Here is a 24,945-nt window from a genome sequence, read left to right as displayed (position 1 = left end):
CTTTTTTATCGCTAACAAGATTGATGAAATCGCTATCCTGTCCAGAAGATTGTTTATACAGATCGTATAAATCTACTTTTTGCTTTCTAAATAATCTGTGTAATATTCATCAAGAACTTTCCGGGTTTCACGACCAATCAACTCATACTCATAATGAGTCAAGTTAGCCAATGAAACACGAGCAGAACCATGAATAACATCAAAACCTTTTCCGGGTAGCAGAATCACGCCAGTTTGCTCTGCCAGTCGGAAGAGAAATCCCTTACCTTTATTGTTAGTTTTAAACCAGTCGACAAACTCCTGGCCATACATTTTGACACCTAAAATATCCAAATCCAGTAAGGTATAGTAGTCGACACTTTCATCTGAATGTTCAGGTATCACACCAATATTTTTATAAAGCGTATTATAGCGTTCACGAATAATTCGCTTACAAGCTGATTTGTAAACCTCTGCAGAATCCATCAGGCATGATAGGGAAAACAATGCCATTTGAACTTGTTGAGGCAATGAAAGCCCAGCCGTATGGTTAAGAGCTACATTTCGGCTATCGGCAACCATACGATCAATAAAACGAAGCTCTCTTGGATTAGGAAGGAGTGTTTGATAACGTTGATCCAAAGACTTTAGCTTACTCTCAGGTAAAGATTGAATCGCATCATCAAATACATTTTTATGATGAATCGCAGTGGTACCCAGTCGCCATCCAGTCGCGCCAAAATATTTTGAAAACGAATAAACGCACATAGTGTTATATGAGCATTTAGCAAACAATGAGATAAAGTCATCGGAAAAAGTGCCATACACATCGTCTGTAATAATAAACAGATCCTGTCTTTTGTTTTCAACTAAACGTGCAATTTTGTCCAGAGACTCATTTGATAGTCGGACTGAAGCAGGGTTAGCCGGATTCACGACACACAGAAGTTTAATAGCAGGATCTGCCAGTTTGTCAACTTCGCTGTCATCTAATTGCCAGGTTTCTTCATTTAGGCGAACTTCAACAACGTCAAGTTCATATTCTTCTAGTTCAGGAATTTCTAGATAAGGGGTGAATATTGGCGTCATCAGTGCGATTTTATCGCCTTTTGCCAATAAGCCATTCGTAAATAATGTATGGAAGGAGTATGTCATAGATGCCGTCCCCCCTTCCGTGGCAAACAGGTCAAAATCCTGAGACAGCGGCATTGAGCCATACATTTCGCGACAGATATATTCTTTCACTATTGTTTCGGCATGCGTCAGCATCCGAGGAGGTACAGGATAATTACACCCCAGAAAAGCTAATACGAATTCATGTAAAAAGTCTTGTTTATTAATACCCAATCGATCTTGTGCATAGCTCATGGCCCGTTGCAGGAAACTGATACCTACCGTGTTACTGTTATCACGCGCAAATGTATCAAAGCGTTCCACCATTCCTTGCCCATTAGGGATACCACCAAAGCCCGCATCCAGATACGAATAAGCTCGCTCAGCCTCTTCTATGGCAAAATCTCCTAATCGCAGAAAAGCCCTACGGGGAAGTGTCGCTAGAAAATTGGGATTACCACGCCCTGCATCAAGAAGCAGGCGATCAGGAACAGACTTTGCCGCATCAATAAGCTTGTCTTTTAACTCAAATGGACTTAAGTTTTCGAACTGTGAAATGTTGTTATCAGTCATGATACTTTTCCTTTTTCAATGCATTGATCAGGTGTATTAATCACTATCAAATAAACATCACATACCTGCATTTACGGATATAACACCGACAATAATCGGCCCCCAAAGTGTTAAAAGCACATTGGCGACAGCATAGGTAACAGTGAAGGTAAAAACAGGAGTCGCATTTTCTGTTTTTTCAAGCAATGCAGCAAAACCTGGATTTGCACTTCGTCCGCCCGTTAGACAACCCAACACTTCAACCGGATTTTTAATTCTCAAAATATAGTAAGAAATCAAAAATCCGATAATCTGCGGAATAATGGTAACCCCGACCCCCATGAACAGCAGTGCCATACCATGTTCCTTGATGGTTTCTACTGCCTGAGGACCAGCCTCCAAACCGACAATTCCAACAAATATAGCAAGGCCAATATCACGAACAAAATTTGACGCTCCTAGCGGGAAAGAGGCATTACTGGGGCGACGACTGTGAAGCCACCCAACAATAAGCCCAGAGACAAGACAACCGGCACCCGATCCAATAGTGACGGGAATACCTGCAATTTTAAAGTGGATCATTCCGATAAGAAATCCAAGCACCATACCGGAACCAAATAGTACAAAATCAGTGACAAATGCAGACCCCAAACGGCGACCGATACGACTTTCAATACGGTTAATATCTTTGGGTGCCCCAGTGAGCTGGATCACATCATTTTTTCTCACTATCAAGTCAGGTGTAATTTCAACAGCTTCTCCACCCCGTTTATAATGAGTAATGTAGACACCACGATATTCATCACGATTGATATTTTGTTTAATTTCCTGCAGCGTTTTTCCGATTAAGCTTGGGTCTTGAATAATAAGTTCTCTGTCTTCCTCGACCAAAACCTGATCGGCAGGTAGGCTGATTTCTTGACCAAATGTAAGCTGCTCTGAGCTAATAGCATCACGTCGTCCAGTCACAGTGACGATATCGCCTTCATTAAGCGTTTTCAGTTGATCCAGATTGATTGTTTCCCCATCGCGTTCAACCAACTCTATCGCTGTATCTAGCAAATCGTTATTAATATCAGAGATCGTCCTACCGTAAACGGACGACTCAGGCGTCACTTTATAGGCCCTCGACACCAAAAACGTTAATGCATTGAACTGACCAGGTTCTAACTCAGGTTTTCCTGAGCTTTGTTTTTCAGCTAACTTCAGTGCCTCCTGACGAATATTCCATCCCATAATGGCCGGAATAATAGAAACCATCAAAATAGGTCCAAGAGAGCCAAAAATATATGTGACTGCATACCCAACAGCAACATTGGTTTGCATTGTATGAACAACATCTGAAGAAATACCAGGAAGCTTAGCTATTGCATCACCGGCAGTACCAATAATGGCTGATTGTGTGAGTCCGCCAGCAGCCAGGCCAGCCGCTGTTCCACGATCTAAATCAAATAGCCACGCGGTACAGAGCACAACGAGCAATCCGCTTAAAGTCATGACTACTGCAGAAAGCAATATATTGACCGTACGAAAGTTGATTGCTTTGAAAAATTGTGGTCCCCCCTGAAATCCCACGGCATAAATGAATAAAGCAAAGAAAACACTTTTCACATCGCCATCGATTTCGACACCAAACTGACCAACCAGAACCCCCATAAGAAGCGTGCCAGCAACGCCGCCTAATACAAACTTTCCTATTGATATTTTCCCAACAAGATAACCAAGAGCGAGTGTAACAAATAAAGCAATAAGAGGTGTTGAGGTGAAGAGATTGTGAATTAAGTCCATCTTTTACTCCAATTAAACATCCTTTCGTATTTCGCTCCCAAGCTAAATACAAAACCATCGCTCAATCAGGGAACTCATTGAGTGTATACCCGAGTACATATTCGTCAAGAAAACCTGATAATGAAACCGCTTCACCCGCACAGCAAAAACACACATATCGTATTGTTTTTAAAGGGAATAAAAACGAAAATAAAATAACACTCACACTAAAGAAAAGGATTAAGTTAAAGTGTGAAACATGTCGAAATAAATATTTGATATTTATAAAACATGCTCTATGTGAAGTTTTTCCTCTGGTTAATTTACCTGTACAAAATGAGTGAATATAAATATTAAATTTGTCATTTAAATGAGACCTGCAGAGTGTTCGTCATCATAATCAGTCAAGGAATATAGATGTTCAGCCTGTAACTGACGTCTGGAAATATTGATAGGCACTGCCAGCTGTGTGCCCAGCTCGCCATTTAATCTATGAATATCTGACACTGCCTGCCTCAGCACCCAGTTGCCAATATCGAGGTTAAACCCCTTCTCCTCTGCGACAGGAATAAACCAGCAAGGTAGTATCGGGCCTTTTTCATAGATTTTAAGCGTGTGCTTTCTTCTGCCCGGCTCTGATATCTGTATAAATATGCCTTCTGAGATTCAGATTTTGCGCACTGTAGCGCTCTAATCAATTCATTTATCAGCAAGATGCAGTATTTATTTCTTCCCCAACGCTACAGGTTAATGGCCTGCAATGAAGTAAAAAGCCCCGGCTCTTACAAGCAGGGGCTTCATTATATCCGGGGCTCAATTCTGACGGCTCAGATCTCCCGCCACCAGGCTGTGGTGACAGGAAGTTGTGTCAGCGCCATTGGCTGGCCAAATACAGGGGTTGTGAGAGTGATACCGCGCTCTTTGGAGACCGAGCGGATACGTTCCAACGGTTCGTACCAGGCATGAAACGCCAGATCAAAAGTCCCGTTGTGGATGGGCATCATGATGTTGCCCTGTAAGTCCAGGTGGGCCTGTGCCGATTCTTCCGGCGTCATATGCACGCTGGCCCAGTCTTTATCATAAGCGCCGGTTTCGATCATAGTCAGATCAAAAGGGCCGTATTTGTGCCCGATGGCCTTAAAACCGTCGAAATAACCGGAATCGCCACTGAAATACAAACCGGTGTCCTCCGTTTTGATCACCCATGATCCCCATAAGGTCTGATTCGCGTCCGTCAGTCCGCGTCCTGAAAAATGCTGGGTCGGCGTAAACGCTATCATGGCATCCCTGCTCTGGTGTTCCTGCCACCAGCCAAATGTCAGGATTTTCGCTTCATCAACGCCCCAGTCTTTCAAATCACCTTCCACCCCCAGAGGCACCAGAAACTGCGAGGTTTTCGCGGCCAGTTGTTTTATCGCCGCTTTATCTAAATGGTCATAATGATTATGAGAAATCAGCACTTTATCTATAGGCGGCAATGCATCTATGCTGATAGGCGCAGGATGAAAGCGCTTAGGCCCTAAAAAAGAAAAAGGCGAGGCGCGCTCAGAAAACACAGGATCAAGCAGCCAGTACTCACTCTTCACTTTGAGTAAGATGGAAGAGTGGCCTAATTTAACGACATGAATGGCATCTGTGCTCAGCGCATCCAACTGCCCTCTGCTCAACGCCTGGACAGGTACTGCACTGCTGGGCGATACATCCACCCGCTTCTCTGTGATATAGCGAGTCAGGATACCCAGTGTCTTCATCAAGCCCGGCTGCTCGCGGTGTTCGGCATTATGAAAGGTCCCTTCATAAAAGCGCTCAGACTGAGCGGCGGTTTCCGTCATCTCGGCAGATAAGTTGTTATTCACGATCATCACTCCGACTGCTATACCCACGGCACAGGTTAATGCCCATCGACAGATACGCATGTTTCCCCACCCAATGAAGTAAACTATACGGTGTAGTTTTACACTCAAACAAAGAAAAGTAAACTCTGTAGTGCAAGTTTTTTTGCGTTTGGCTACAATGCCGGGGTGAATAGTGAGGACTGGCATGACGTTATCAGAGAAAAAGAGGCTGGCGATTCTGGACGCCGCTGAAACCCTGTTTCATCAGCAGGGAGTCGAACAGACAAGTATGGATCAGGTCTCTAGTGAGGCCGGCGTCTCAAAGCGCACCGTGTATAACCACTTCGCCACCAAGCAGGTACTGTTTGAAGCTATCCTGGCACGCATGTTTGAGCAGTTGAGCCAGGGAGTGGACAAACCCTTTGATGCCAGTCGGGACATTGCAGAGCAGCTGACAGAAATTGCCGGGCAGGAGGTCGCCCTACTGACCTCACCGCAGCTGTTACGCATCGCCAAAATTGCCTTTATGCAAATGTTGCAGCAACCCGAACTGATGCAGTCGCTTGATAATACAGACATCGGCTGTATGGCTGCGCTGGTGCAATTTTTACAGGATGCCAATTCAGCCGGTGTGCTGATGGTGGAAGATTGCGACTTCGCAGCGCGGCAGTTTGTCTACCAGCTGAAAGCCTTTACGTTTTACCCGAAACTCTATGGGTTCAGCGCACTAGAGAATGCCGACGAGCAAAGCGTGATCGAAGAAACAGTGAAGATGTTTGTGGCAAGGTATGGCTCTGTACACTAAATCCCGCCACTGACATTTTCATGCACAATTGAATGAGGATAAAAAGGCTTAAGCTCGCCTCTCGCAGGTTGATGACAAGAAAAAAGCGAGCGTAAGTTTTTGAGCGGCAGAAACGACAAAGCCCCGACTTTCGTCGAGGCTTTGTCGTTGAAGTTGGTGCCCGGGGCCGGACTTGAACCGGCACAGTGTTACCACCGGCGGATTTTGAATCCGCTGCGTCTACCAATTTCGCCACCCGGGCAATGGCGGTCATTATACGTATACGGTGTTGATGTGCAAGCAACTTTATGAAGAGTGATACACCGTTTGCTGTATTTTTCATCACTGCGGCTTTTTCCCATGCATAATGTTACCAATCCAGTCGACACTATGAGGTGCAATGGCACGGTAACTCGCGACTTGAGTACCCTGAGCCCGGAACTATTGCTACACTGTGCCGCAGTTTTTTTAGGGCAGGTAGGTTTGCCTGCCCTCTTTACTCTTTCTGGTGGAACCATGACAACAACAGTGAAAAAGGACATGACGCAAACCAAACAATATCCGGGGCTATTTCGCCGGATCGGGGCCTGGATTTATGACGCTCTGGTCGTCGCAGCGGTACTGATGCTGGCAGGCGGTCTTGCCATGGCCATTATTGCTCTGCTGCTCAGCAGCGGCGCACTGAGCCTGGGCAACTATGCTGATGCCAGTGAATATCTCACCCGGCATCCGGTTGCTGCGCCGATATACTCTGTGTATCTGGGTGCCACCATAGTCGCCTTCTTTGGCTATTTCTGGTGCAAGGCTGGCCAGACACTGGGAATGCGCGCCTGGAAGCTGCGAATTCAAAATGCCGATGGTTCAAATATCCGTTTTACCCAAGCCCTTATCCGCATGGCGACATCGGCCTTTGGCCTGGGCAATTTGCTGGTGCCTTTCAGCCACACCAAACAATCGCTGCAGGATTTAATGGCAGAATGTGAAATGGTGCTGCTGCCAAAACCCAACTGATCGGCAGATCGAACGTACAAAAAAGGCGCCTGAACGGCGCCTTTTGTCTATCTGTCATCGGAGCCTGTCATCAGACTCAGAGTTTGCGTCGGAGCAGATAGAGGGTAATAAAGAGGAAAACCAGACTTGGCCCCAACGCACCTATAACAGGGTGCAAACGGTACACCATACTCAGCGGGCCGAACACTTCATTAGAAATGTAGAAAGCAAACCCGAAGATCACCCCGGACAGTACCCGTGCACCCATAGTTACGGAACGTAACGGCCCGAAAACGAAAGACAGAGCCAGCAGCATCATGACGGCTATTGAGAACGGCTGCAGGGCTTTACGCCAGAATGCCAGCTCATAGCGGGAGGCATCCTGCTTGGTGTCTTTTAAATACTGCACATAATCGTATACACCTGAAAGTGCCAGTTCTTCCGGCTTGACTGTGACCACGGCCAGCTTATCCGGGGTCAGACTGGTCTGCCAGATTTTGGTGTCGAAATGGGTATTTTCCTGCTTTTCTTCGCCAATGTGGGTCACAGTGACATCTTTCAGCTCCCAGCCTTTTCCGTCGAGAAAAGTCGCAGAGCGGGCAAACAAACTGTCTTTCAGCGCGTCTTTTTCATCAAATTCCCAGATGTTTATCGCGTTAAGATTGGTTTGTTCATGAATTCGGCCAATGTAAATAAAGTCGTTATCATCTTTGGCCCAGACCCCGCGCTGTACCGAAAACACATTACCGCCAGAAGTCCAGATCGCACGTAATTCCCGCGCTGCTTTCTGCGCTTCCGGGGCTCCCCACTGCCCCAGCACCATCACCAGCAACATCAGTGGCACAGCGGTTTTCAGCACCGACAGGCCGATATCCAGCTTAGAGAAGCCTGCCGCCTGCATAACCACCAGCTCTGAACTGGACGCCAGTGTGCCCAGACCTATCAGCGCTCCCAGCAATACAGCCATTGGGAAGAACATTTCGATATCACGTGGTGCGCTGAGCAGCACAAAGAGTAATGCTTTCCATAAATCGTACGTCCCGTCGCCCACTTTACGCAGCTGTTCCACGTATTTGATGATGGCTGACAGACCCACCAGGGTCGACAGCGTCAGAGCAGAAGTGGCAATAATGGTACGGCCAATGTACCAGTCGAGAATTTTAAACATCAGCCGCGTCTCCGGAATTTGTCTCTGAATTGTCGCATTGGCAGCGAGTCCCAGCTGTTGAGCCCAATCGCCACTAACAGCATGACAATATTAATACTCCACAATCCGACACCGACCGGCAGCCCACCATCTTCCACCGCCGATTTCGCCGCGCTGATCGCCAGGAAATAACAAAGATAGATCAGCACCGCAGGCACCAGTTTGGCAAAGCGCCCCTGCCGCGGATTCACTGCCGATAAAGGCACCACCACCATGGTCAGCAGCGGGATACAGATCACCAGGGACATCCGCCACTGGAATTCGGCCTGGGCCGCCAGTTCTGGCCGCTGCATCAGGGCCAGGGTTGGCAATGCATCCCAGTCACGATCTTTTTCTTTGACTGCACGCTGGCCAATCACCGCCTGATAATTATCAAAAGCCGTGATGGAATAGTCCAAACGGGTCGGCAGTCCCTCATAGCGGACGCCATCCTGCAGATCGAGAACCTGGCGGCCATCTTTGAGTACATCCACAGTACCGCTGTTGGCAAACATCACACTGGGACGCAATGTGTCACTGGCGGTCGGCTGTGCGACGAATACCCGGTGCAGCTTGCTGCCCTTGTCAGAAATATCATCGACGAACACCACGCCACGGCCATCCGGCGCGCCCTGAAACTGGCCTTTCACCAGCAGATCCAGACCTGAGTCTGCTTCCACTTTCTCCATGACCTGAGTTTCTTTTTCGGCACTCCAGGGAGCCAGCCACAGCGCATTGAACGCCGCAATGGCCCCTGTGATAATCGCCAGCCACAATGCCGCCCGGATCAGGAAGGTGTTCCCGATACCGGTTGCATTCATTACCGTGATTTCACTTTCGGCATATAATCGTCCGAAAGTGAGCAGGATCCCAATATATAAACTCAACGGCAGCATCAGCATCGCCATTGAGGGCATATAAAGCCCCATCAGAGTCAGCACCAGATCACCAGGAATGGATCCGTCTGTCGCATCAGCCAGAATGCGGATAAACTTCTGACTGATAAAGATAAGAAACAATACAAAAAGGACCGCTACCTGGCTCTTGATTGTCTCACGTGTCAAATAACGAACAATAATCACGCGTTATATACCCATAGAAAACTTGTTTTTTTGCTGGAATCACTATAATTTTCCGGTAAATCAGTTATTTTTTTATCTTTCGGCTAACTGTCAGCCTGCACTTTGATCTTAACCTGAATTCAAGAACCAACAAGTAAGTGCGGTATTATCTAACATTTAGCCCTAATTGTCTTTATAGGATGTAGGAGTACGCATGGAGTTCAGTGTAAAAAGTGGTAGCCCCGAGAAACAGCGCAGTGCCTGTATCGTCGTTGGCGTCTTTGAACCACGCCGCCTCTCTCCAATTGCTGAACAACTGGATAAGATCAGCGAGGGTTACATAAGTTCCCTGCTGCGTCGTGGTGATCTGGAAGGAAAGCCTGGCCAGATGCTGTTGCTTCACCATGTCCCGAACGTTCTTTCCGAGCGCGTTTTACTCGTTGGCTGTGGTAAAGAGCGCGAGCTGGATGAACGCCAGTACAAACAAATTATTAAGCAAACTATTAGCACGCTGAATGAAACCGGGTCAATGGAAGCCGTCTGCTTCCTGACTGAACTGCACGTTAAAGGCCGTGATACTTACTGGAAAGTCCGTCAGGCGGTTGAGACCACCAAAGACAGCCTCTACACCTTTAACCAGTTCAAGAGCACCAAGCCGGAAACCCGCCGCCCGCTGCGCAAGCTGGTTTTCAATGTCCCGACACGCCGCGAGCTGTCACTGGGTGAACGTGCTATCAGCCATGGTCTGGCGATCGCTTCAGGTGTCCGCGCAGCGAAAGATCTGGGCAATATGCCGCCTAACGTGGCGAATCCGGCCTACCTGGCCTCTCAGGCCCGCCGGCTGGCAGACGACTTCGACACCGTCAGCACCAAAATCATTGGCGAGCAGGAAATGAAAGAGCTGGGCATGACCTCGTATCTGGCCGTGGGCCAGGGCTCGAAAAATGAAGCCATGATGTCGATCATTGAGTACAAAGGTCACCCTGATCCTAATGCCAAGCCGCTGGTGCTGGTCGGTAAAGGTCTGACGTTTGACTCAGGCGGTATTTCCATCAAGCCGTCAGCCAACATGGACGAGATGAAATACGACATGTGTGGCGCGGCTACCGTATTCGGTGCCATGCGTTCACTGGCGAAACTGAATCTGCCCATCAATGTGATAGGCGTGCTGGCAGGCTGTGAAAACATGCCGGGCGGCAATGCCTACCGTCCGGGTGACATCCTGACCACTATGTCAGGGCAAACCGTGGAAGTGCTCAATACCGATGCCGAAGGCCGCCTGGTATTGTGTGACGCACTGACTTACGTTGAGCGCTTTGAGCCTGAGTGCGTGATTGACGTCGCCACTCTGACCGGCGCCTGCGTAGTGGCCCTGGGCAATCACATCAGCGGTCTGATGGCTAACCATAACCCGCTGGCGCATGAGCTGGTCAACGCCTCTGAGCAGGCCGGCGACCGCGCATGGCGCCTGCCAATGAACGATGAATACCATGAACAGCTGGCCAGCCCGTTTGCGGATCTGGCCAACATAGGTACACCGGGCGCTGGCACAATTACCGCAGGGTGCTTCCTGTCGCGCTTCACCAAGAAATATAACTGGGCGCACCTCGACATCGCAGGGACCGCCTGGACAGGCGGTAAAAACAAAGGCGCCACCGGACGTCCGGTACCTTTGCTGGTCCAGTTCCTGCTCAACCGGGCCGGGCTGGAAAACCTCGATTAACCATCATCGACAGAGGGGCCAGCCGGCCCCTTTTTTCGGATAAGACATTATGAGCCATGCTACCTTTTATATCATTGACGACGCCGAACCTGAGGCGAGGCTGAAACTGGCCGGTCAGCAAGCAGCATGGTGGTATCAGCAAGGCCAGTCTGTGTTCCTGCTGGCGGAAACCCGTGAGCAGGCCGAATGGCTGGACGAATACCTCTGGCAGCAAGATCCCGACAACTTCGTGCCCCACAACCTGATTGGAGAAGGCCCCAGACAGGGTTCTCCGGTTGAAATCGGCTGGCCCGGCCTGCGACACAGCGGTCGCCGGGCAATACTGATCAATCTCAGTCAGGATGCACCAAATTTTGCCGTGACCTTTGCACAAGTGGTAGACTTCGTGCCTTGCGATGAAAAACTCAAGCAGCAGGCCCGCGAACGCTATAAAGCGTACCGGTTGGCAGGCATTCAATTGCAGACCACACCTGCGCCTGAATCGCCCTAATTCCACCTAGATCCATCAAGAGCGCTATGGAAAAGACATACAACCCACAATCGATTGAACAAGCGCTGTATAAGCGCTGGGAAGAGGCAGGTTACTTCAAGCCTCACGGTGACACGACGAAAGATGCCTACAGCATCATGATCCCACCGCCAAACGTCACGGGCAGCCTGCACATGGGCCACGCGTTCCAGGATTCCATCATGGATACCCTGATCCGCTGTGAGCGCATGAAAGGCAAAAACACCCTGTGGCAGGTCGGTACTGACCACGCTGGTATCGCGACTCAAATGGTTGTGGAGCGTAAGATCGCAGCAGAAGAAGGCAAAACCAAGCACGATTACGGTCGTGATGCCTTCATCGACAAGATCTGGGAATGGAAAGGCGAATCCGGCGGCACCATCACCAAACAGCTGCGCCGCCTGGGTGCTTCTGTTGACTGGGATCGCGAACGCTTCACTATGGACGAAGGGCTGTCTAACGCCGTGCGTGAAGTCTTCGTGCGTCTGTATGAAGACGATCTGATTTACCGTGGCAAGCGCCTGGTAAACTGGGATCCTAAGCTGCACACCGCCATTTCGGATCTGGAAGTCGAGAACAAAGACAAGAAAGGCCACATGTGGCACTTCCGCTACCCGCTGGCCGACGGTGTCAAAACCGCAGACGGTAAAGACTACATTGTGGTTGCTACCACCCGTCCTGAAACCATGCTGGGTGATTCAGGCGTTGCAGTTAACCCTGAAGATCCACGTTACAAAGATCTGATCGGCCAGCACATTCTGCTGCCAATCATTAATCGTCGCATCCCTATTGTCGGTGACGAACACGCCGACATGGAAAAAGGCACGGGTTGTGTAAAAATCACCCCGGCGCACGATTTCAACGACTACGAAGTCGGTAAACGCCACAGCCTGCCGATGATCAACATCCTGACCTTCGATGCCAACATCCGCAACGAAGCTGAAGTCTTTAACAGTAATGGCGAACCCACAGATGCTTACAGCACCGACCTTCCGGCTGCCTACCAGGGCATGGAACGATTCGAAGCGCGTAAAGCCATCGTGGCCGAGTTCGATCAGCTGGGTCTGCTGGATGAAGTCAAAGATCACGACCTGACCGTCCCTTACGGCGACCGTGGTGGCGTGGTGATCGAACCCATGCTGACCGACCAGTGGTACGTGCGCACTGCCCCGCTGGCTGCACCGGCGGTGAAAGCGGTTGAAGACGGCGATATCAAATTCGTACCTAAGCAGTACGAGAACATGTACTTCTCCTGGATGCGCGACGTACAGGACTGGTGTATTTCCCGTCAGCTGTGGTGGGGTCACCGCATCCCGGCCTGGTACGACAACGACGGTAAGGTCTATGTGGGCCGCACCGAAGAAGAAGTACGTGAGAAGTACAGCCTGGCCCCTGTCGTGGTGCTGAAACAAGACAATGACGTGCTGGACACCTGGTTCTCCTCTGCCCTGTGGACCTTCGGCACCCAGGGCTGGCCGGAGCAGACGGACGATCTGAAAGTCTTCCACCCGTCAGATGTGCTGGTGACAGGTTTCGACATCATCTTCTTCTGGGTTGCCCGCATGATCATGATGACCATGCACTTCTGTAAAGACGAAGACGGCAAAGCCCAGGTACCGTTCAAAACCGTTTATGTCACCGGTCTGATCCGTGATGAGAACGGCGACAAAATGTCGAAATCGAAAGGTAACGTGCTGGACCCGATCGACATGATCGACGGTATTGATCTGGAGTCTCTGGTACAGAAACGTACCGGCAACATGATGCAGCCACAGCTGGCGGCGAAGATCGAGAAGAATACCCGCAAGACGTTCGAAAACGGCATTGAACCTTACGGCACCGATGCCCTGCGTTTCACCCTGGCCGCCATGGCGTCCACCGGCCGTGACATCAACTGGGACATGAAACGCCTGGAAGGTTACCGTAACTTCTGTAACAAGCTGTGGAACGCCAGCCGCTACGTGCTGATGAACACCGAAGATCAGGATTGCGGTTTTGCCGACGGTGCCGAGCTGGAATACTCACTGGCTGACAAGTGGATCGAGTCGCAGTTCGAGCTGGCCGCGAAAGAGTTCAATGCCCACATTGAAAACTTCCGTCTGGACATGGCTGCCAACACGATCTACGAGTTCATCTGGAACCAGTTCTGTGACTGGTATCTGGAGCTGACCAAGCCAGTGCTGTGGAAAGGCAGCGAAGCCCAGCAACGTGCGACCCGCCGTACTCTGATCACTGTGCTGGAGAAGACTCTGCGTCTGGCCCATCCGGTGATCCCGTACATCACGGAAACCATCTGGCAGAGCGTGAAACCACTGGTGAAAGGCGTAGAAGGCGACACCATCATGACTCAGGCGCTGCCTCAGTATGATGACGCAAACTTCAATGCGGACGCACTGGCTGACATCGAGTGGGTGAAGCAATTCATCACCAGCATCCGTAACCTGCGCGCCGAGTACGACATCGCACCAAGTAAAGGTTTGAATGTGATGCTCAAAGCCGCTGATGACAAAGACGCGGCCCGCCTGCAGCAAAATCAGGCCGTACTGGTTGCGCTGGCGAAGCTGGACAGCCTGCAGGTGCTGGCAGACGGCGAAGCAACCCCAGCCTGTGCCACGGCACTGGTCGGCAAGTCTACCCTGATGATCCCGATGGCTGGCCTGATCGACAAAGACGCCGAGCTGGCGCGTCTGGACAAAGAAATGGCCAAGACACAGGGCGAAATCAAACGCATCGCGGGCAAACTGGGCAATGAAGGTTTCGTGGCGAAAGCCCCGGAAGCCGTGGTGGCCAAAGAGCGCGAGAAGCTGGAAGGTTACAAAGAAACCCTGATCAAACTGGAAGAGCAGAAAGCGACCATCGCAGCGCTGTAAGCGATGTCCATTGCTTCAGACAAAAAAAAAAGCGACCGATATCGGTCGCTTTTTTATGCCACAATTTTAAACCGAATCTCCGGCCTGAATCGGATGGATACTATTTCAAGGCCTGAACCCGTTGCTCCAGCTCAGGGTGACTTTGTAGCCACTCAGGTAAATCGCTGTCGCCATAGTGTTCCATAAAACGGTTGAACATGGCGGCCATCGGTTCTGTGGTGCCATAGTTTTTCCGCATCTGCTCGGCCGCAAACTGATCCGCTTCGCGCTCGGCATCCCGCGAGTATCCGCTGGAAGCAACAAATACGCCTGTGCTGGTCAGCATATCCGCCATCCCAGAGCTGTCACCGACAATCAGTGCGGTGGCCACAGAAATCAGCGCCGATTGCACCACAGACTCCATCACATGCTGATGATACACATGCCCGACTTCATGCAACAAAATACTGTCCAGCTCGGCGGGTGTGGTGGCCATTTCCACCAGTGAGTCCAGCACGATCACTGTGCCATCGCTCAGGGCAAAGGCATTCGGGCCATGCGGCCAGGATCGAAACACTATCTTCAGCTCAAAAGGTAACGGCGGCAGGTTATCCTGTAATAAGGCAAACCTGTCCTGTATTTGCCACTGTTCCTGGGCATCAAGCTGAGAAGGTGCCAGCATATGATCGTCCAGCGTCTCCAGGACATGCTCACCCAGATACACAGGCACGGCTTGCGGCAGCAGACGCGTGAGCATATGACTGGCGGCCGGAATACCGTAACGATAAGCGCCCAGACACAATACGGCCACCAGCGCCGCGCTGGCCGCTATCGCCAGCCAGTTTCGCTCCAGCCTGTGTACCCAGCGCTGAGGCTGAACCGCGTTGTGGCGAACCCAGTCAGCCAGCTCATTCTCCTGAGCAGCTTTAAACTGCCAGCCATCCGCAAAATCAATGCTGGCAGGCAAAGATCCCAAAGGCGGCGATATCTTCAGCTCGGCCACGGCAGCCATGACAATATGCTCGCCGCAGCGCAATGTCACCTGACCCGTCTGACCGCAGTCCAGCTCAGCTTCCCGCCGCTCAGAACTGAGCGGCGGGTGGCAGAAGCCTTTGATGATCATCCAATTCCTACTCCGACATCAAAGGCCTGAGCCACTTCGTCGGCAATGGCCGCACCGCCCTCGAAGGCTTCGCCCGTCACGTTAAGCAGAGACAAATCACCGATGACAGCCGTGTTATCGGCCAGGTAACGCTGAGTACGCACCATGGCCCAGGGACGGGCCAGTCCCAGTGTCAGCAGTTGCATCAGGATATTCGACACAATCAGCCAGACAAAAGCTGGCGTTCTCAGTGAAGAGGAAAAGCCATACTCTGGCTCACCGGCCGCTTTCAGCTGAGCAAAGGTGTAATTGCGGGTGCGGGCTTTCACAAATGCCGATACGGCAACCATCACCAGCAACATACCTATATAAACGATAAATATTGCCAGGAAAGGCCAGAGCGAACCGCCTTGCAGGTTATCCAATTGCCCGCTGGCAATGGATGACACCGCCCCCACGCCAGCCACCAGCACAAACACGCCGATCAGCGCCACAAACAGCCCTAATCCGAGCAAAGACGCCAGCGCTGTGGTTTTCACGAAGAAACCTGTCCCTATCTCAGCGCTAAACTGACGGTCACCATACTGGTAACCATTGGCAAAATAGCGGGTGATGGTGGCCGTGATATTAGCAAATACATAGATATAAGCGGCAACAGCCAGTAACGCAAACAGCGCGCCGACTAACAGCGATTTATCAAATACCATGGCAGTGATCACAAACAGGATCACCAGCGGAATCATGGAAACCAAACCACATCCCAACATGGCCCAATACGCCCCTTTCACCGAGCCGTTAAAGTTAAAACGCACATTGCGGTAGCTGCTCATGCGGGCATCAAAGCGGGCATTATTGCGGGCCAGCAATGGATAAATGCCAAAAAAGGCCAGCATCAGAAACAGGGCGAAAAGCGGCATGAAATGGCTGGCGGTAAACCACACCAGCACACAGACAGAGGCAATAACACGGCCAATCAGGATCTGTTTCGGTGTGGCATGATAATCAAACCTATCTCCCGCCAGCTCAGTGTTACCGTAAAAATATTTCTTGGTGCGGACTTTCGCCCAGGCAGAATAAATCCCAAGAGTGACGACAGAGAGCAGAATATTCACGATCCAGATACCGAAAAATTCGCCCCCCTGGCCGTGAAACCTAACCTTGTTTTCCATTGTTTTTATCCTAAGTCTTCGCAAAAAATGTGAACAATCCAGCCTCATTGCTGGAAAAGTATATCTTCAATATAAACCAACCAAATGCAACCAACAGCATAAAGTTTTTGCGCACTGTTTGGTTCTGAAACAGCGCTCCCAATCATAAAGCGACGATAAGTCATTATTCATGTTTATTAATATCAAATCATAGAATTTAACTATTGATTGGATAGAATCAAACGCTTTTACTGATTACCTGGTCACGCCCATACTGAGAACATCTACAGAGGGTTTTACCATGAAAAAGACACTCAGCTTTGCTGCTATCCACTTTACCGTTGCCTTCAGCATCGCCTATTTGCTGACGGGTGATGTGATCCTCGGCAGCCTGATCGCCATGATTGAGCCTATGGTCAACACTGTGGCTTTTTATTTTCACGAGAAAGCCTGGCAATGGCATATGCTGAAACAGTCCCGCTTTGGCAAACCCGCCAATAAAACCCTGAGTTTTGCGGTGATCCACTTCAGTGTGGCCTTCAGCGTGGCGTATTTACTGAGCGGCAGCTGGATGATAGGCGGTGTTATGGCACTGATCGAACCGTCGATCAATACGCTGGCTTATCTGGTACATGAAACCTTCTGGCAGCGCAAAGAGCAGCGCCGGCACCACGCCGCTTTCTCATCCTGCCAGCATCAGTCGCTCATCCATTAATTTGCATTAACTTGTACTCTGTTGACATAGTTGTGGCTCGCAATTATATTTAGTTGCAAATCACAACAATATGGATAAAGCAACATGGATGCCCAGACACTCCGCCAGTTATCCCGTCAGCTTGTGCGTCAACTCGGCATGCTCGACAACCAGTGTGGCAACATGGATCTCACCCCGGTTCAGGCCCATGCCCTGATTGAACTGGAGGCGAATCCCTGCACGGTCAACGACATGGCCGCCCTGCTCAATGTGGATAAATCCAACGCCAGCCGCACACTGGCGGTGCTGAGCAACAGCGGGCTGATCGTCAGCCATCCGCACCCTGATGACAAACGCAGCCAGATTGCCAGCCTTACCGCGGCAGGCCAGTCCAGGCTGGCTGAACTGCACCAGAGACTGAATCAGCAAGTCGACGGCTTTCTGGCGCAAATGGACGCAGATGAAATCGAACAATTAGGCAAAAGTCTGGAGCGGTACCGCAAAGCCATGGTGATGGCGGGCAGACAGCACAGCTACGAGATTCGTCCGCTGACGCCACTGGACAATGCGTCGATTGCGGCCGTGATCCGAAAAGTCTCTGCTGAATACGGACTGACAGCAGACAAGGGATATGGCGTAGCCGATCCCACCTTAGAAAGCATGAGTGAGGTTTACCAGCCCGAAGGGCACGCTTACTGGGTTATTGAGCACCGCCACCGGGTGCTCGGAGGCGGCGGTATCGCCAGGCTGGCAGGCGAAGAAAATATCTGCGAGCTGCAGAAGATGTACTTCCTGCCTGAGTTACGCGGTTTGGGTCTGGCGCGTAAGCTCGCGGTAAAAGCCCTGCAATTTGCCCGTGAACAGGGCTACCGGGCCTGCTATCTGGAAACCACAGCCAATCTGACAGAAGCCATCGCGCTGTATGCATCGTTAGGTTTTGAACACACCAAAGAACCTATGGGCAACACAGGCCACGACGCCTGTGAGATCCGGATGGTAAAGTGGTTCTGAGCATCCGCGGTTTAGCAAACGACAGGTAAGAAAAAAGCTGGCAAGCCAGCTTTTTTCCTGAGCACTGAATGGTATTACTCTTCGTCGTCTTCACCAGACTCAAAGTAAGTTCCCCAGCCGTCGTAATCGATATTGTACTTCTGAGCCAGCTCTACCAGCTTGAGCACCTGCTCATCGATCAGCTCAGCGTCCAGGGCTGACTCCATGACCGCATCGAAGCAAACGACTGTACCGCCACCGTCTTCTTCATCCAGCTCCAGCTCTTCGGCATCCATTACTTCAAAGCCCATCTTGAAGGCTTCAGCAGCGGCACCTTCCAGCTGAGCAAATGTATCAGCAGAAAAATGGTGTTCAATCGAATACAGCGCATCCGGATCACTGCCATCTTCCAGCAGGGACTCAATGATTTCGCGAGTCTCTTCCTTCTGCTCTTCAATCAATTCTGCGTAAGACATAAGGTCTCTCCAAATAGGGGCACCAGCCACACTAGTATGTATAAAATTGGCCGCCAATATGGCACGGATCCCCGCGAATTTCCATCCTCTGTCGTGATTTCCCGCCCCATTCTCTGTTCAGCGAAAGTCGCACAATCGCCTTTCTGATGCAGCAGACGATTTTTCCCGCGTTTCTCTCGGGTTTTGCGATTGACACAGGTATATATAATTTCATATTTTATGGGTAATTATTCACAAAACATCAATTTTCACACATAACGCAGCGATCAGTGTTCGCTGAAGTCATGAACACGAGGACGAGATATGGCATTTAATCTGCGCAACCGGAATTTTCTCAAGCTGCTGGATTTCACCCCACGCGAAATCGGGCACCTGTTGTCGCTTTCCGCAGAACTGAAAAAAGCCAAATACGGCGGTTATGAACAGCCGCGCCTGAGCGGTAAGAACATTGCCCTGATTTTTGAAAAGTCCTCAACCCGTACCCGCTGCGCTTTTGAAGTCGCCGCCTTTGATCAAGGTGCCCGTGTATCTTATTTAGGCCCGTCCGGCAGCCAGATCGGCCACAAAGAATCAATGAAAGACACGGCGCGTGTGCTGGGCCGTATGTACGACGGTATCCAGTACCGGGGTTTCGGTCAGTCTGTGGTTGAAGAGTTGGGACAATATGCCGGTGTGCCGGTCTGGAACGGTCTGACCGATGAATTCCATCCCACTCAGATTCTGGCCGATTTTCTGACCATGCAGGAACACAGCCCGGGCAAGCAGTTACAGGACATAAAATTTGCCTATCTGGGTGATGCCCGTAACAACATGGGCAATTCCCTGATGGTCGGTGCGGCCAAGATGGGAATGGACATCCGGCTGGTTGCCCCCAAAGACTACTGGCCGGAAGAGGATCTGGTCACCCAGTGTCTGGAGATTGCCAGTGAGACAGGTGCCCGCATTACTCTGACCGAGTCGGTACAGGAAGGCGTGCAAGGCTGTGATTATCTGTATACCGACGTCTGGGTTTCAATGGGTGAAGCACAGTCGGCCTGGGACGAACGGGTTAAAACCATGCTGCCATACCAGGTTAACGCGTCGACACTCAAGGCAACCGGCAATCCCAATGTGAAATTTATGCACTGCCTGCCAGCGTTTCACAACGATGAAACCACAGTAGGTAAAGAGGTGGCTGAAAAGTATGGTCTGTCTGGCCTGGAAGTGACCGAAGAGGTCTTCGAGTCGGCCCACTCTATCGTCTTCGATCAGGCCGAAAACCGAATGCACACCATTAAAGCCGTGATGGTAGCGACTTTAGGTCAATAGCACTGGCATGTGCGCAACCGTCAGGGTCAGGTTCGGTGCAGGCAAACGCTTGCGCCATAGAGAAATGGCGGTATAATCCTCCGCAATTTGTCTAGCGAGTACCAAAAATGGCCCAATCCGCGATCACAGTTGTGCAGCGACGCCGCCGGTTAACGGTGTGCCATGCCGTTTTTGTTACTCCGGATCGTCATCCGAAAGCCTCCTGATCTCAGGGGGCTTTTTTTTGCCTGTACGATAGCCAAGACAGACCCAAAGCCACCCGTTCCAGACTAAAAGAGGGAAAAGCGCCATGGCGAATTCGCTATATCATAAGCACATTATTTCCATCCCCGAGCTTAGCCGCAGCGAACTCGAGCTGATCGTTGACACCGCGGCCCAGCTGAAGAAACAGCCGAATCCTGAACTGCTCAAGCACAAAGTGATTGCCAGTTGTTTCTTTGAGCCATCTACCCGCACCCGCCTTTCTTTTGAAACGGCGATTCAGCGTTTAGGCGGCAGCGTGATTGGCTTCGATAATGGTGGCAATACCTCACTGGCGAAAAAAGGCGAGACGCTGATCGACTCGGTTCAGGTCATTACGTCTTACGTGGATGCGTTCGTGATGCGCCATCCGCAAGAAGGGGCCGCCCGTCTGGCATCAGAATTCTCAGGCAAAGTGCCGGTGATCAATGCCGGTGACGGTGCCAACCAGCACCCGACCCAAACCCTGCTGGATTTATTCAGTATTGCCGAAACGCAAGGCCGCCTGGACAACCTCAATGTTGCCTTTGTCGGCGATCTGAAATACGGCCGCACGGTGCACTCGCTGACTCAGGCGCTGTCGAAGTTCAATAACATCCGCTTTTACTTCATCGCCCCTGAAGCGCTGGCGATGCCGGATTACATCTGCGAAGAGCTGGATGAGGCCGGTATTGCGTACAGCCTGCACACCCAGATGGAAGAAGTGATCCCTGAGCTGGATGTCCTGTATATGACCCGGGTACAAAAAGAGCGCTTTGATGAATCCGAGTATGCGCACATGAAAGCCGCCTATATCCTGAGTGCTGACATGCTGACCGATGCCCGTGACAACCTCAAAGTACTGCACCCGCTGCCACGTGTTGATGAAATCACGACAGATGTAGACAAAACCCCGCACGCTTATTATTTCCAGCAGGCGGAAAATGGCGTCTATGCCCGCCAGGCGCTGCTGGCACTGGTGCTCAATCAAGACATTTAAGCAGGAGAATATCGCATGACAAAAGAGTCCCAACTTCAGGTCGAAGCCATTAAGAACGGTACTGTCATTGACCACATCCCTGCCAATGTCGGTATCAAAGTGCTGCGCTTGTTCCAACTGCATCAGGCTGAAGAAAAAGTCACGATTGGTCTCAATCTGCCTTCCTCAGCACAGGGAACCAAAGATTTGATCAAAATCGAAAATGTGTTCCTCAATGAGGAGCTGGCTAACCAGCTGGCGCTCTACGCCCCCAAGGCGACAGTGAACCAGATTGAAGACTACAAAGTGGTCAAGAAGCTGACCCTGTCGCTGCCTTCACAGATCAACGCTGTCTTTAAGTGCCCGAATTCAAACTGCATTACCCACAACGAGCCGGTCGACAGCAGCTTTAAAGTGGTGACCAAGCATGACGAAGTCCGCCTGAAGTGCAAATACTGTGAAAAAGTGTTCGCTCGCGACATAGTGACAGATTACCACTGACATTCCGGCACTCATGCCTGAAAAACCGCCTGTGACAAAAATAAGAAAGCCGACTCAGCCCTGAGCCGGCTTTTCAGTTTCCCGCCCCTTTTCTGCCTCAGTTCAGCCATTCTCAGTTCAACAACATTGTTTCGCTAATTCCGTTTCTAGACTCAGGGAAAGTGCCACTTTTGGCTCCTTTCACAGTCAAAGTGCCGCGCTGAGCCGAAATCAGCACAGAACGGTTATCAACCCGTTCTGTAAGAGCAAGTGTGACCAACAACGAGTACATAGCATGAATATCTGTGCGCGGTTTTGTCATCGTTATCTCTGGCCTCAGTTACCCGTACGGCCTGCCATTCTGGCCGGTCTGATCCTGTCTGGTTGTGTCATGACCAACGGTGACGTCTTTGATGCGCCAAAAAATATGGCCAACCAGCAAGTGATTATCGGGGTGCCCATTTTGCTGGGCGGATTTGGTTCAGCCGTTCCTGTCACACCGAATTTGCAGGTCACGGCCAAACATGTTGCGCGCTATTCCTGGAACCGTGACGTTATCTATCACCCGCTGTGTGATCTGGCATTGATCCGCACGGACTCTGCCCAGGTGCCCACCTGGGGATTAATTTTTCCTGATCAGCCTGTGGTCCATCAGGGCCACTCTCTGCTCGGAAACAGCATTGAAGGTAAAGGCAAGTACCTGCAGGATGTGATAGATACCAACAATAATTGCCTGTATTCCCTGAGCGATGCGCCTGTGATGTCTGGCATGAGCGGTGGCCCTGTGTTCAATGAGGCCGGAGAAATCGTCGGCATCACGGTTGCCATTGTCGATAACCCGGAAGATCTCGCCAACCTGCGCCCGGCCGCACGATACAGCCAGTTTGTCCCTGCCACACTGATTTTTGACTGGCTGCAGGAACTGGGCATACGCCCTGTATCAGCCAGCCCGGCACTGGCCAGCGCTCAGGTCTCGCCTTATGTCAATCGCCTCAACCGCAGCACAGACGTGCCCGATTCTCTGGGTCTGCCCGATAACCAGAATCACAGCAGCAACGGCCTGACACCGCTTGTCGCCCCTCACAATGCGGCAGCGGCCTCCCCGCTCACCAGCTATGCAACGCCAGTGTCCGGCTCCTTCCCGCCGCCGGATGAAAACAGTAATGATGTTGCCCTGCAGCACAGTGCAGCGACTATCTATCAGGAAGAGAAACCCGATACCAGCCGTTCGCCGGCCGAGGTCATCCAGAACCTGAGCAATGATCCCACGTTCCGCTAGCAAACCTTTTGACCTGTTCGTCAAGGCATTGCACACTAGAGGCCGTAAGCATTTCTGTTGAAGCCAAAAAGGATCAAACATGACTCAAGTACTGCACACAGACAAAGCACCTGCCGCTATCGGCCCATACGTTCAGGGTGTTGATCTCGGTAACATGGTTCTGACCTCGGGCCAGATCCCGGTTAACCCGGTAACGGGAGAAGTACCGGAAGATATCGCCGCTCAGGCTCGCCAGTCGCTGGAGAACGTCAAAGCGGTCGTCGAATCTTCAGGGCTGAAAGTGGCGGATATCGTGAAAATGACGGTATTTGTGAAGGATCTGAACGATTTTGGCACAGTCAATGAAGTGTACGGCAGTTTCTTTGATGAAAACCACGCTTCCTACCCGGCGCGCTCTTGTGTGGAAGTCGCTCGTCTGCCAAAAGATGTCAAAATAGAAATTGAAGCCATTGCGGTACGCAAAGCCTGAGGCTTCCCTGCATAGTGCACAGTACCAATAAAGACGGGTTAAGCCCGTCTTTTTGTTATTTAAGTGCTGCCAGCACCTTGTGATACACCTGACTGAACCAGGCCGTAAACTGTTCAGGCTGGCTGTCCAGACAAGCGGTTAACTCCGCTTGCGGCCACCAGCGACAGGCCATGACCTCCTCCGGGTTCGGTACTATGTGCAGATCTGAAGTTTCCGCCACCAGAACATAATCCAGTTCGTGTTCTGTCAGGTCGTTATCCAGTTCAGCCCGGTAAATAAAACGGGCGACCTGTTCAAACTGCGCCACTTCGCGTATCCCCATTTCCTCGCCCAGCCGGCGTATTGCCGCCTGCTGCAGACTCTCACCGTCGCGGGGATGCGAGCAGCAGGTATTGGTCCATAAACCACCGCTGTGATACTTAGTTAATGCTCGCTGTTGCAGCAGATATTCTTTACCTGACGCCGTCTGGCGGTACAGCAGAACGGAAAACGCCAGATGCAGCCTGCCGTCACGGTGAGCCTGCATTTTTTCCGCCAGGCCCAGGTGCTCACCAGCCTGATTCACCAATATCACATATTCCCGGCTCATCTCTCACCCCTCTGACGGCTAAAAGGTCATACTGCCCTGAAAACAAAGACAGGCCCTAACGGCCTGCCTTCCTGATAATTCGACGCGATCCGAGACGGTTATTTCGCTGAACGGGCCTGCGCTTCGGCGTTCAGATCATCCAGCTTAGCCGCCATCAGATTGCGACAGTGCTCTGACAGCTCGCGGACATCTTCTTTGGTCATGCCTTCCGTTGAGACAGGCGGCATCACTTCTACAATTACCACGCCGTTATTCCAACGGTTAAACTTCACCTTGTCGGTGGAGCTGCACACAATAGGCACCACAGGCACACCAGCCCCGATGGCAGCATGAAAAGCACCGGTTTTAAAAGGCAACAAACCCCGGCCACGAGAGCGGGTACCTTCCGGGAACATCCATACCGAGACCTTACGCTCTTTAATTTTAGCCACCACCTGACCGATAGTCCCCATTGCTTTACTGCGGTTGGCGCGATCAATCAGAATGTTGCCTGTCAGCCAATATAACTGACCAAATAACGGCATCCACAGCAGGCTTTTCTTGCCGACAGTCACTGTACGCGGCAGCACAGCACCTGAAATCGTAAACAGATCATAGTTATTCTGATGATTGCCAACATGCACGCTCGGACCCACTTCCCGCGCGGCGTCCGCAACCCGTAATTCCAGTTTAATGCCCAGAAAGCGGGCCATTTTCGCGAAATACAGCGCAATAGTGTGGACGTGTTTCGGGTTACGCGGGCTTAACAGGCAGTAACCACAGCCAAACACAAACATGACGATGGCAAACAGCGTAAGTGCCAACAGTCGTAATACAGCAATCATCAGATTCTCCTCAGCGTACAAGCGTGCGCTAGTATACTCAG

Annotated in this window: 23 protein-coding genes and 1 tRNA gene; 12 read left to right on the top strand and 12 right to left on the bottom strand. The window is 50.9% G+C overall.

Going from position 1 to position 24,945, the window contains the following annotated elements; translation table 11 throughout:
- Nucleotides 1-72: 72 nt before the first annotated feature.
- The 4 genes from IFO68_RS08425 to IFO68_RS08410 form a co-directional block, all read right to left on the bottom strand.
- Nucleotides 73-1,665 carry a bifunctional aspartate transaminase/aspartate 4-decarboxylase gene (locus IFO68_RS08425; protein WP_192015489.1) on the bottom strand — a complete coding sequence of 531 codons (1,593 nt, stop codon included), beginning with the start codon at nt 1,663-1,665 and terminating at the stop codon, nt 73-75.
- A gap of 57 nt (nt 1,666-1,722) precedes the next feature.
- A complete protein-coding gene (gene aspT, locus IFO68_RS08420) occupies nt 1,723-3,432 on the bottom strand; it encodes an aspartate-alanine antiporter (RefSeq protein WP_192015488.1) in 1,710 nt (569 codons plus the stop codon).
- Between the two features lie 345 nt (nt 3,433-3,777).
- Complete coding sequence (locus IFO68_RS22135; RefSeq protein ID WP_419555439.1) at nt 3,778-3,999, bottom strand: hypothetical protein; 222 nt, start codon at nt 3,997-3,999, stop codon at nt 3,778-3,780.
- 239 nt (nt 4,000-4,238) lie between these two features.
- Nucleotides 4,239-5,327, bottom strand: a complete 1,089-nt coding sequence (locus IFO68_RS08410) for an MBL fold metallo-hydrolase (protein WP_192015487.1) — start codon at nt 5,325-5,327, stop codon at nt 4,239-4,241.
- Nucleotides 5,328-5,451: 124 nt separating this feature from the next.
- Between IFO68_RS08410 and IFO68_RS08405 the strand changes: the two genes are divergently transcribed.
- Nucleotides 5,452-6,051: a TetR/AcrR family transcriptional regulator gene (locus tag IFO68_RS08405; RefSeq protein WP_192015486.1), complete on the top strand. Its 600-nt coding sequence runs from the start codon at nt 5,452-5,454 to the stop codon at nt 6,049-6,051.
- A gap of 154 nt (nt 6,052-6,205) precedes the next feature.
- On the opposite strand, the gene IFO68_RS08400 is transcribed toward IFO68_RS08405, so the two are convergent.
- Nucleotides 6,206-6,292, bottom strand: a tRNA-Leu gene (locus IFO68_RS08400).
- Nucleotides 6,293-6,546: 254 nt separating this feature from the next.
- Here IFO68_RS08400 and IFO68_RS08395 point away from each other — a divergent pair.
- Nucleotides 6,547-7,041: an RDD family protein gene (locus IFO68_RS08395; RefSeq protein ID WP_225445135.1), complete on the top strand. Its 495-nt coding sequence runs from the start codon at nt 6,547-6,549 to the stop codon at nt 7,039-7,041.
- A 76-nt stretch (nt 7,042-7,117) separates the two neighbouring features.
- Here IFO68_RS08395 and lptG read toward each other — a convergent pair whose 3' ends face one another.
- Both lptG and lptF read right to left on the bottom strand, forming a co-directional pair.
- Nucleotides 7,118-8,188, bottom strand: coding sequence for an LPS export ABC transporter permease LptG (gene lptG / locus IFO68_RS08390; protein ID WP_192015485.1), 1,071 nt, complete (start codon nt 8,186-8,188; stop codon nt 7,118-7,120).
- A complete protein-coding gene (lptF, locus tag IFO68_RS08385) occupies nt 8,188-9,288 on the bottom strand; it encodes an LPS export ABC transporter permease LptF (RefSeq protein ID WP_192015484.1) in 1,101 nt (366 codons plus the stop codon). The genes lptG and lptF overlap by 1 nt, the downstream gene beginning before the upstream one ends.
- Before the next feature lie 193 nt (nt 9,289-9,481).
- Here lptF and pepA point away from each other — a divergent pair, with 193 nt between their 5' ends.
- The 3 genes from pepA to IFO68_RS08370 are packed head-to-tail and all read left to right on the top strand — an operon-like array spanning nt 9,482 to nt 14,368.
- On the top strand, nt 9,482-10,990 hold the full coding sequence (gene pepA, locus IFO68_RS08380; protein ID WP_192015483.1) for a leucyl aminopeptidase: 1,509 nt from the start codon (nt 9,482-9,484) through the stop codon (nt 10,988-10,990).
- A gap of 49 nt (nt 10,991-11,039) precedes the next feature.
- Nucleotides 11,040-11,480, top strand: coding sequence for a DNA polymerase III subunit chi (locus IFO68_RS08375; protein WP_192015482.1), 441 nt, complete (start codon nt 11,040-11,042; stop codon nt 11,478-11,480).
- A 26-nt stretch (nt 11,481-11,506) separates the two neighbouring features.
- Nucleotides 11,507-14,368, top strand: a complete 2,862-nt coding sequence (locus IFO68_RS08370; protein ID WP_192015481.1) for a valine--tRNA ligase — start codon at nt 11,507-11,509, stop codon at nt 14,366-14,368.
- A gap of 100 nt (nt 14,369-14,468) precedes the next feature.
- Here IFO68_RS08370 and IFO68_RS08365 read toward each other — a convergent pair whose 3' ends face one another.
- Nucleotides 14,469-15,470: a M48 family metallopeptidase gene (locus IFO68_RS08365; protein ID WP_192015480.1), complete on the bottom strand. Its 1,002-nt coding sequence runs from the start codon at nt 15,468-15,470 to the stop codon at nt 14,469-14,471.
- Nucleotides 15,467-16,618 (bottom strand): YjgN family protein, encoded by a 1,152-nt coding sequence (locus IFO68_RS08360; protein WP_192015479.1) that lies wholly within the window; start codon nt 16,616-16,618, stop codon nt 15,467-15,469. The genes IFO68_RS08365 and IFO68_RS08360 overlap by 4 nt, the downstream gene beginning before the upstream one ends.
- A gap of 280 nt (nt 16,619-16,898) precedes the next feature.
- Here IFO68_RS08360 and IFO68_RS08355 point away from each other — a divergent pair, with 280 nt between their 5' ends.
- Nucleotides 16,899-17,312, top strand: a complete 414-nt coding sequence (locus tag IFO68_RS08355) for a DUF2061 domain-containing protein (RefSeq protein WP_192015478.1) — start codon at nt 16,899-16,901, stop codon at nt 17,310-17,312.
- 84 nt (nt 17,313-17,396) lie between these two features.
- On the top strand, nt 17,397-18,302 hold the full coding sequence (locus IFO68_RS08350) for a bifunctional helix-turn-helix transcriptional regulator/GNAT family N-acetyltransferase (RefSeq protein ID WP_192015477.1): 906 nt from the start codon (nt 17,397-17,399) through the stop codon (nt 18,300-18,302).
- Nucleotides 18,303-18,376: 74 nt separating this feature from the next.
- Here the strand turns inward: IFO68_RS08350 and rraB are convergent, their stop codons facing one another.
- Nucleotides 18,377-18,757, bottom strand: coding sequence for a ribonuclease E inhibitor RraB (gene rraB / locus IFO68_RS08345; protein ID WP_161459565.1), 381 nt, complete (start codon nt 18,755-18,757; stop codon nt 18,377-18,379).
- 303 nt (nt 18,758-19,060) lie between these two features.
- Here rraB and argF point away from each other — a divergent pair, with 303 nt between their 5' ends.
- The 5 genes from argF (at nt 19,061) to IFO68_RS08320 (ending at nt 23,491) form a co-directional block, all read left to right on the top strand.
- The gene (gene argF / locus IFO68_RS08340) at nt 19,061-20,065 is read left to right on the top strand and encodes an ornithine carbamoyltransferase (RefSeq protein WP_192015476.1); all 1,005 of its coding nucleotides are present in this window, start codon (nt 19,061-19,063) and stop codon (nt 20,063-20,065) included.
- A 289-nt stretch (nt 20,066-20,354) separates the two neighbouring features.
- On the top strand, nt 20,355-21,284 hold the full coding sequence (gene pyrB / locus IFO68_RS08335) for an aspartate carbamoyltransferase (protein WP_027251907.1): 930 nt from the start codon (nt 20,355-20,357) through the stop codon (nt 21,282-21,284).
- Between the two features lie 15 nt (nt 21,285-21,299).
- Entirely contained in the window at nt 21,300-21,764 is a 465-nt protein-coding gene (gene pyrI, locus IFO68_RS08330) for an aspartate carbamoyltransferase regulatory subunit (protein ID WP_192015475.1), read from the top strand.
- Nucleotides 21,765-22,038: 274 nt separating this feature from the next.
- Entirely contained in the window at nt 22,039-23,022 is a 984-nt protein-coding gene (locus IFO68_RS08325; RefSeq protein WP_192015474.1) for a S1 family peptidase, read from the top strand.
- Nucleotides 23,023-23,101: 79 nt separating this feature from the next.
- Nucleotides 23,102-23,491, top strand: a complete 390-nt coding sequence (locus IFO68_RS08320) for a Rid family detoxifying hydrolase (RefSeq protein ID WP_192015473.1) — start codon at nt 23,102-23,104, stop codon at nt 23,489-23,491.
- A 55-nt stretch (nt 23,492-23,546) separates the two neighbouring features.
- On the opposite strand, the gene idi is transcribed toward IFO68_RS08320, so the two are convergent.
- Together idi and IFO68_RS08310 are read right to left on the bottom strand one after the other, a co-directional pair.
- The gene (gene idi, locus IFO68_RS08315) at nt 23,547-24,080 is read right to left on the bottom strand and encodes an isopentenyl-diphosphate Delta-isomerase (RefSeq protein WP_192015472.1); all 534 of its coding nucleotides are present in this window, start codon (nt 24,078-24,080) and stop codon (nt 23,547-23,549) included.
- 98 nt (nt 24,081-24,178) lie between these two features.
- Entirely contained in the window at nt 24,179-24,904 is a 726-nt protein-coding gene (locus tag IFO68_RS08310) for a 1-acylglycerol-3-phosphate O-acyltransferase (protein ID WP_192015471.1), read from the bottom strand.
- Nucleotides 24,905-24,945 lie beyond the last annotated feature (41 nt).

Origin of the sequence: Photobacterium arenosum (assembly GCF_014841115.1) — a bacterium.
Lineage (GTDB): Bacteria > Pseudomonadota > Gammaproteobacteria > Enterobacterales > Vibrionaceae > Photobacterium > Photobacterium arenosum.
Note: the sequence above shows the minus strand (reverse complement) of the source record. Positions and strands in the feature narration are given on the sequence as shown.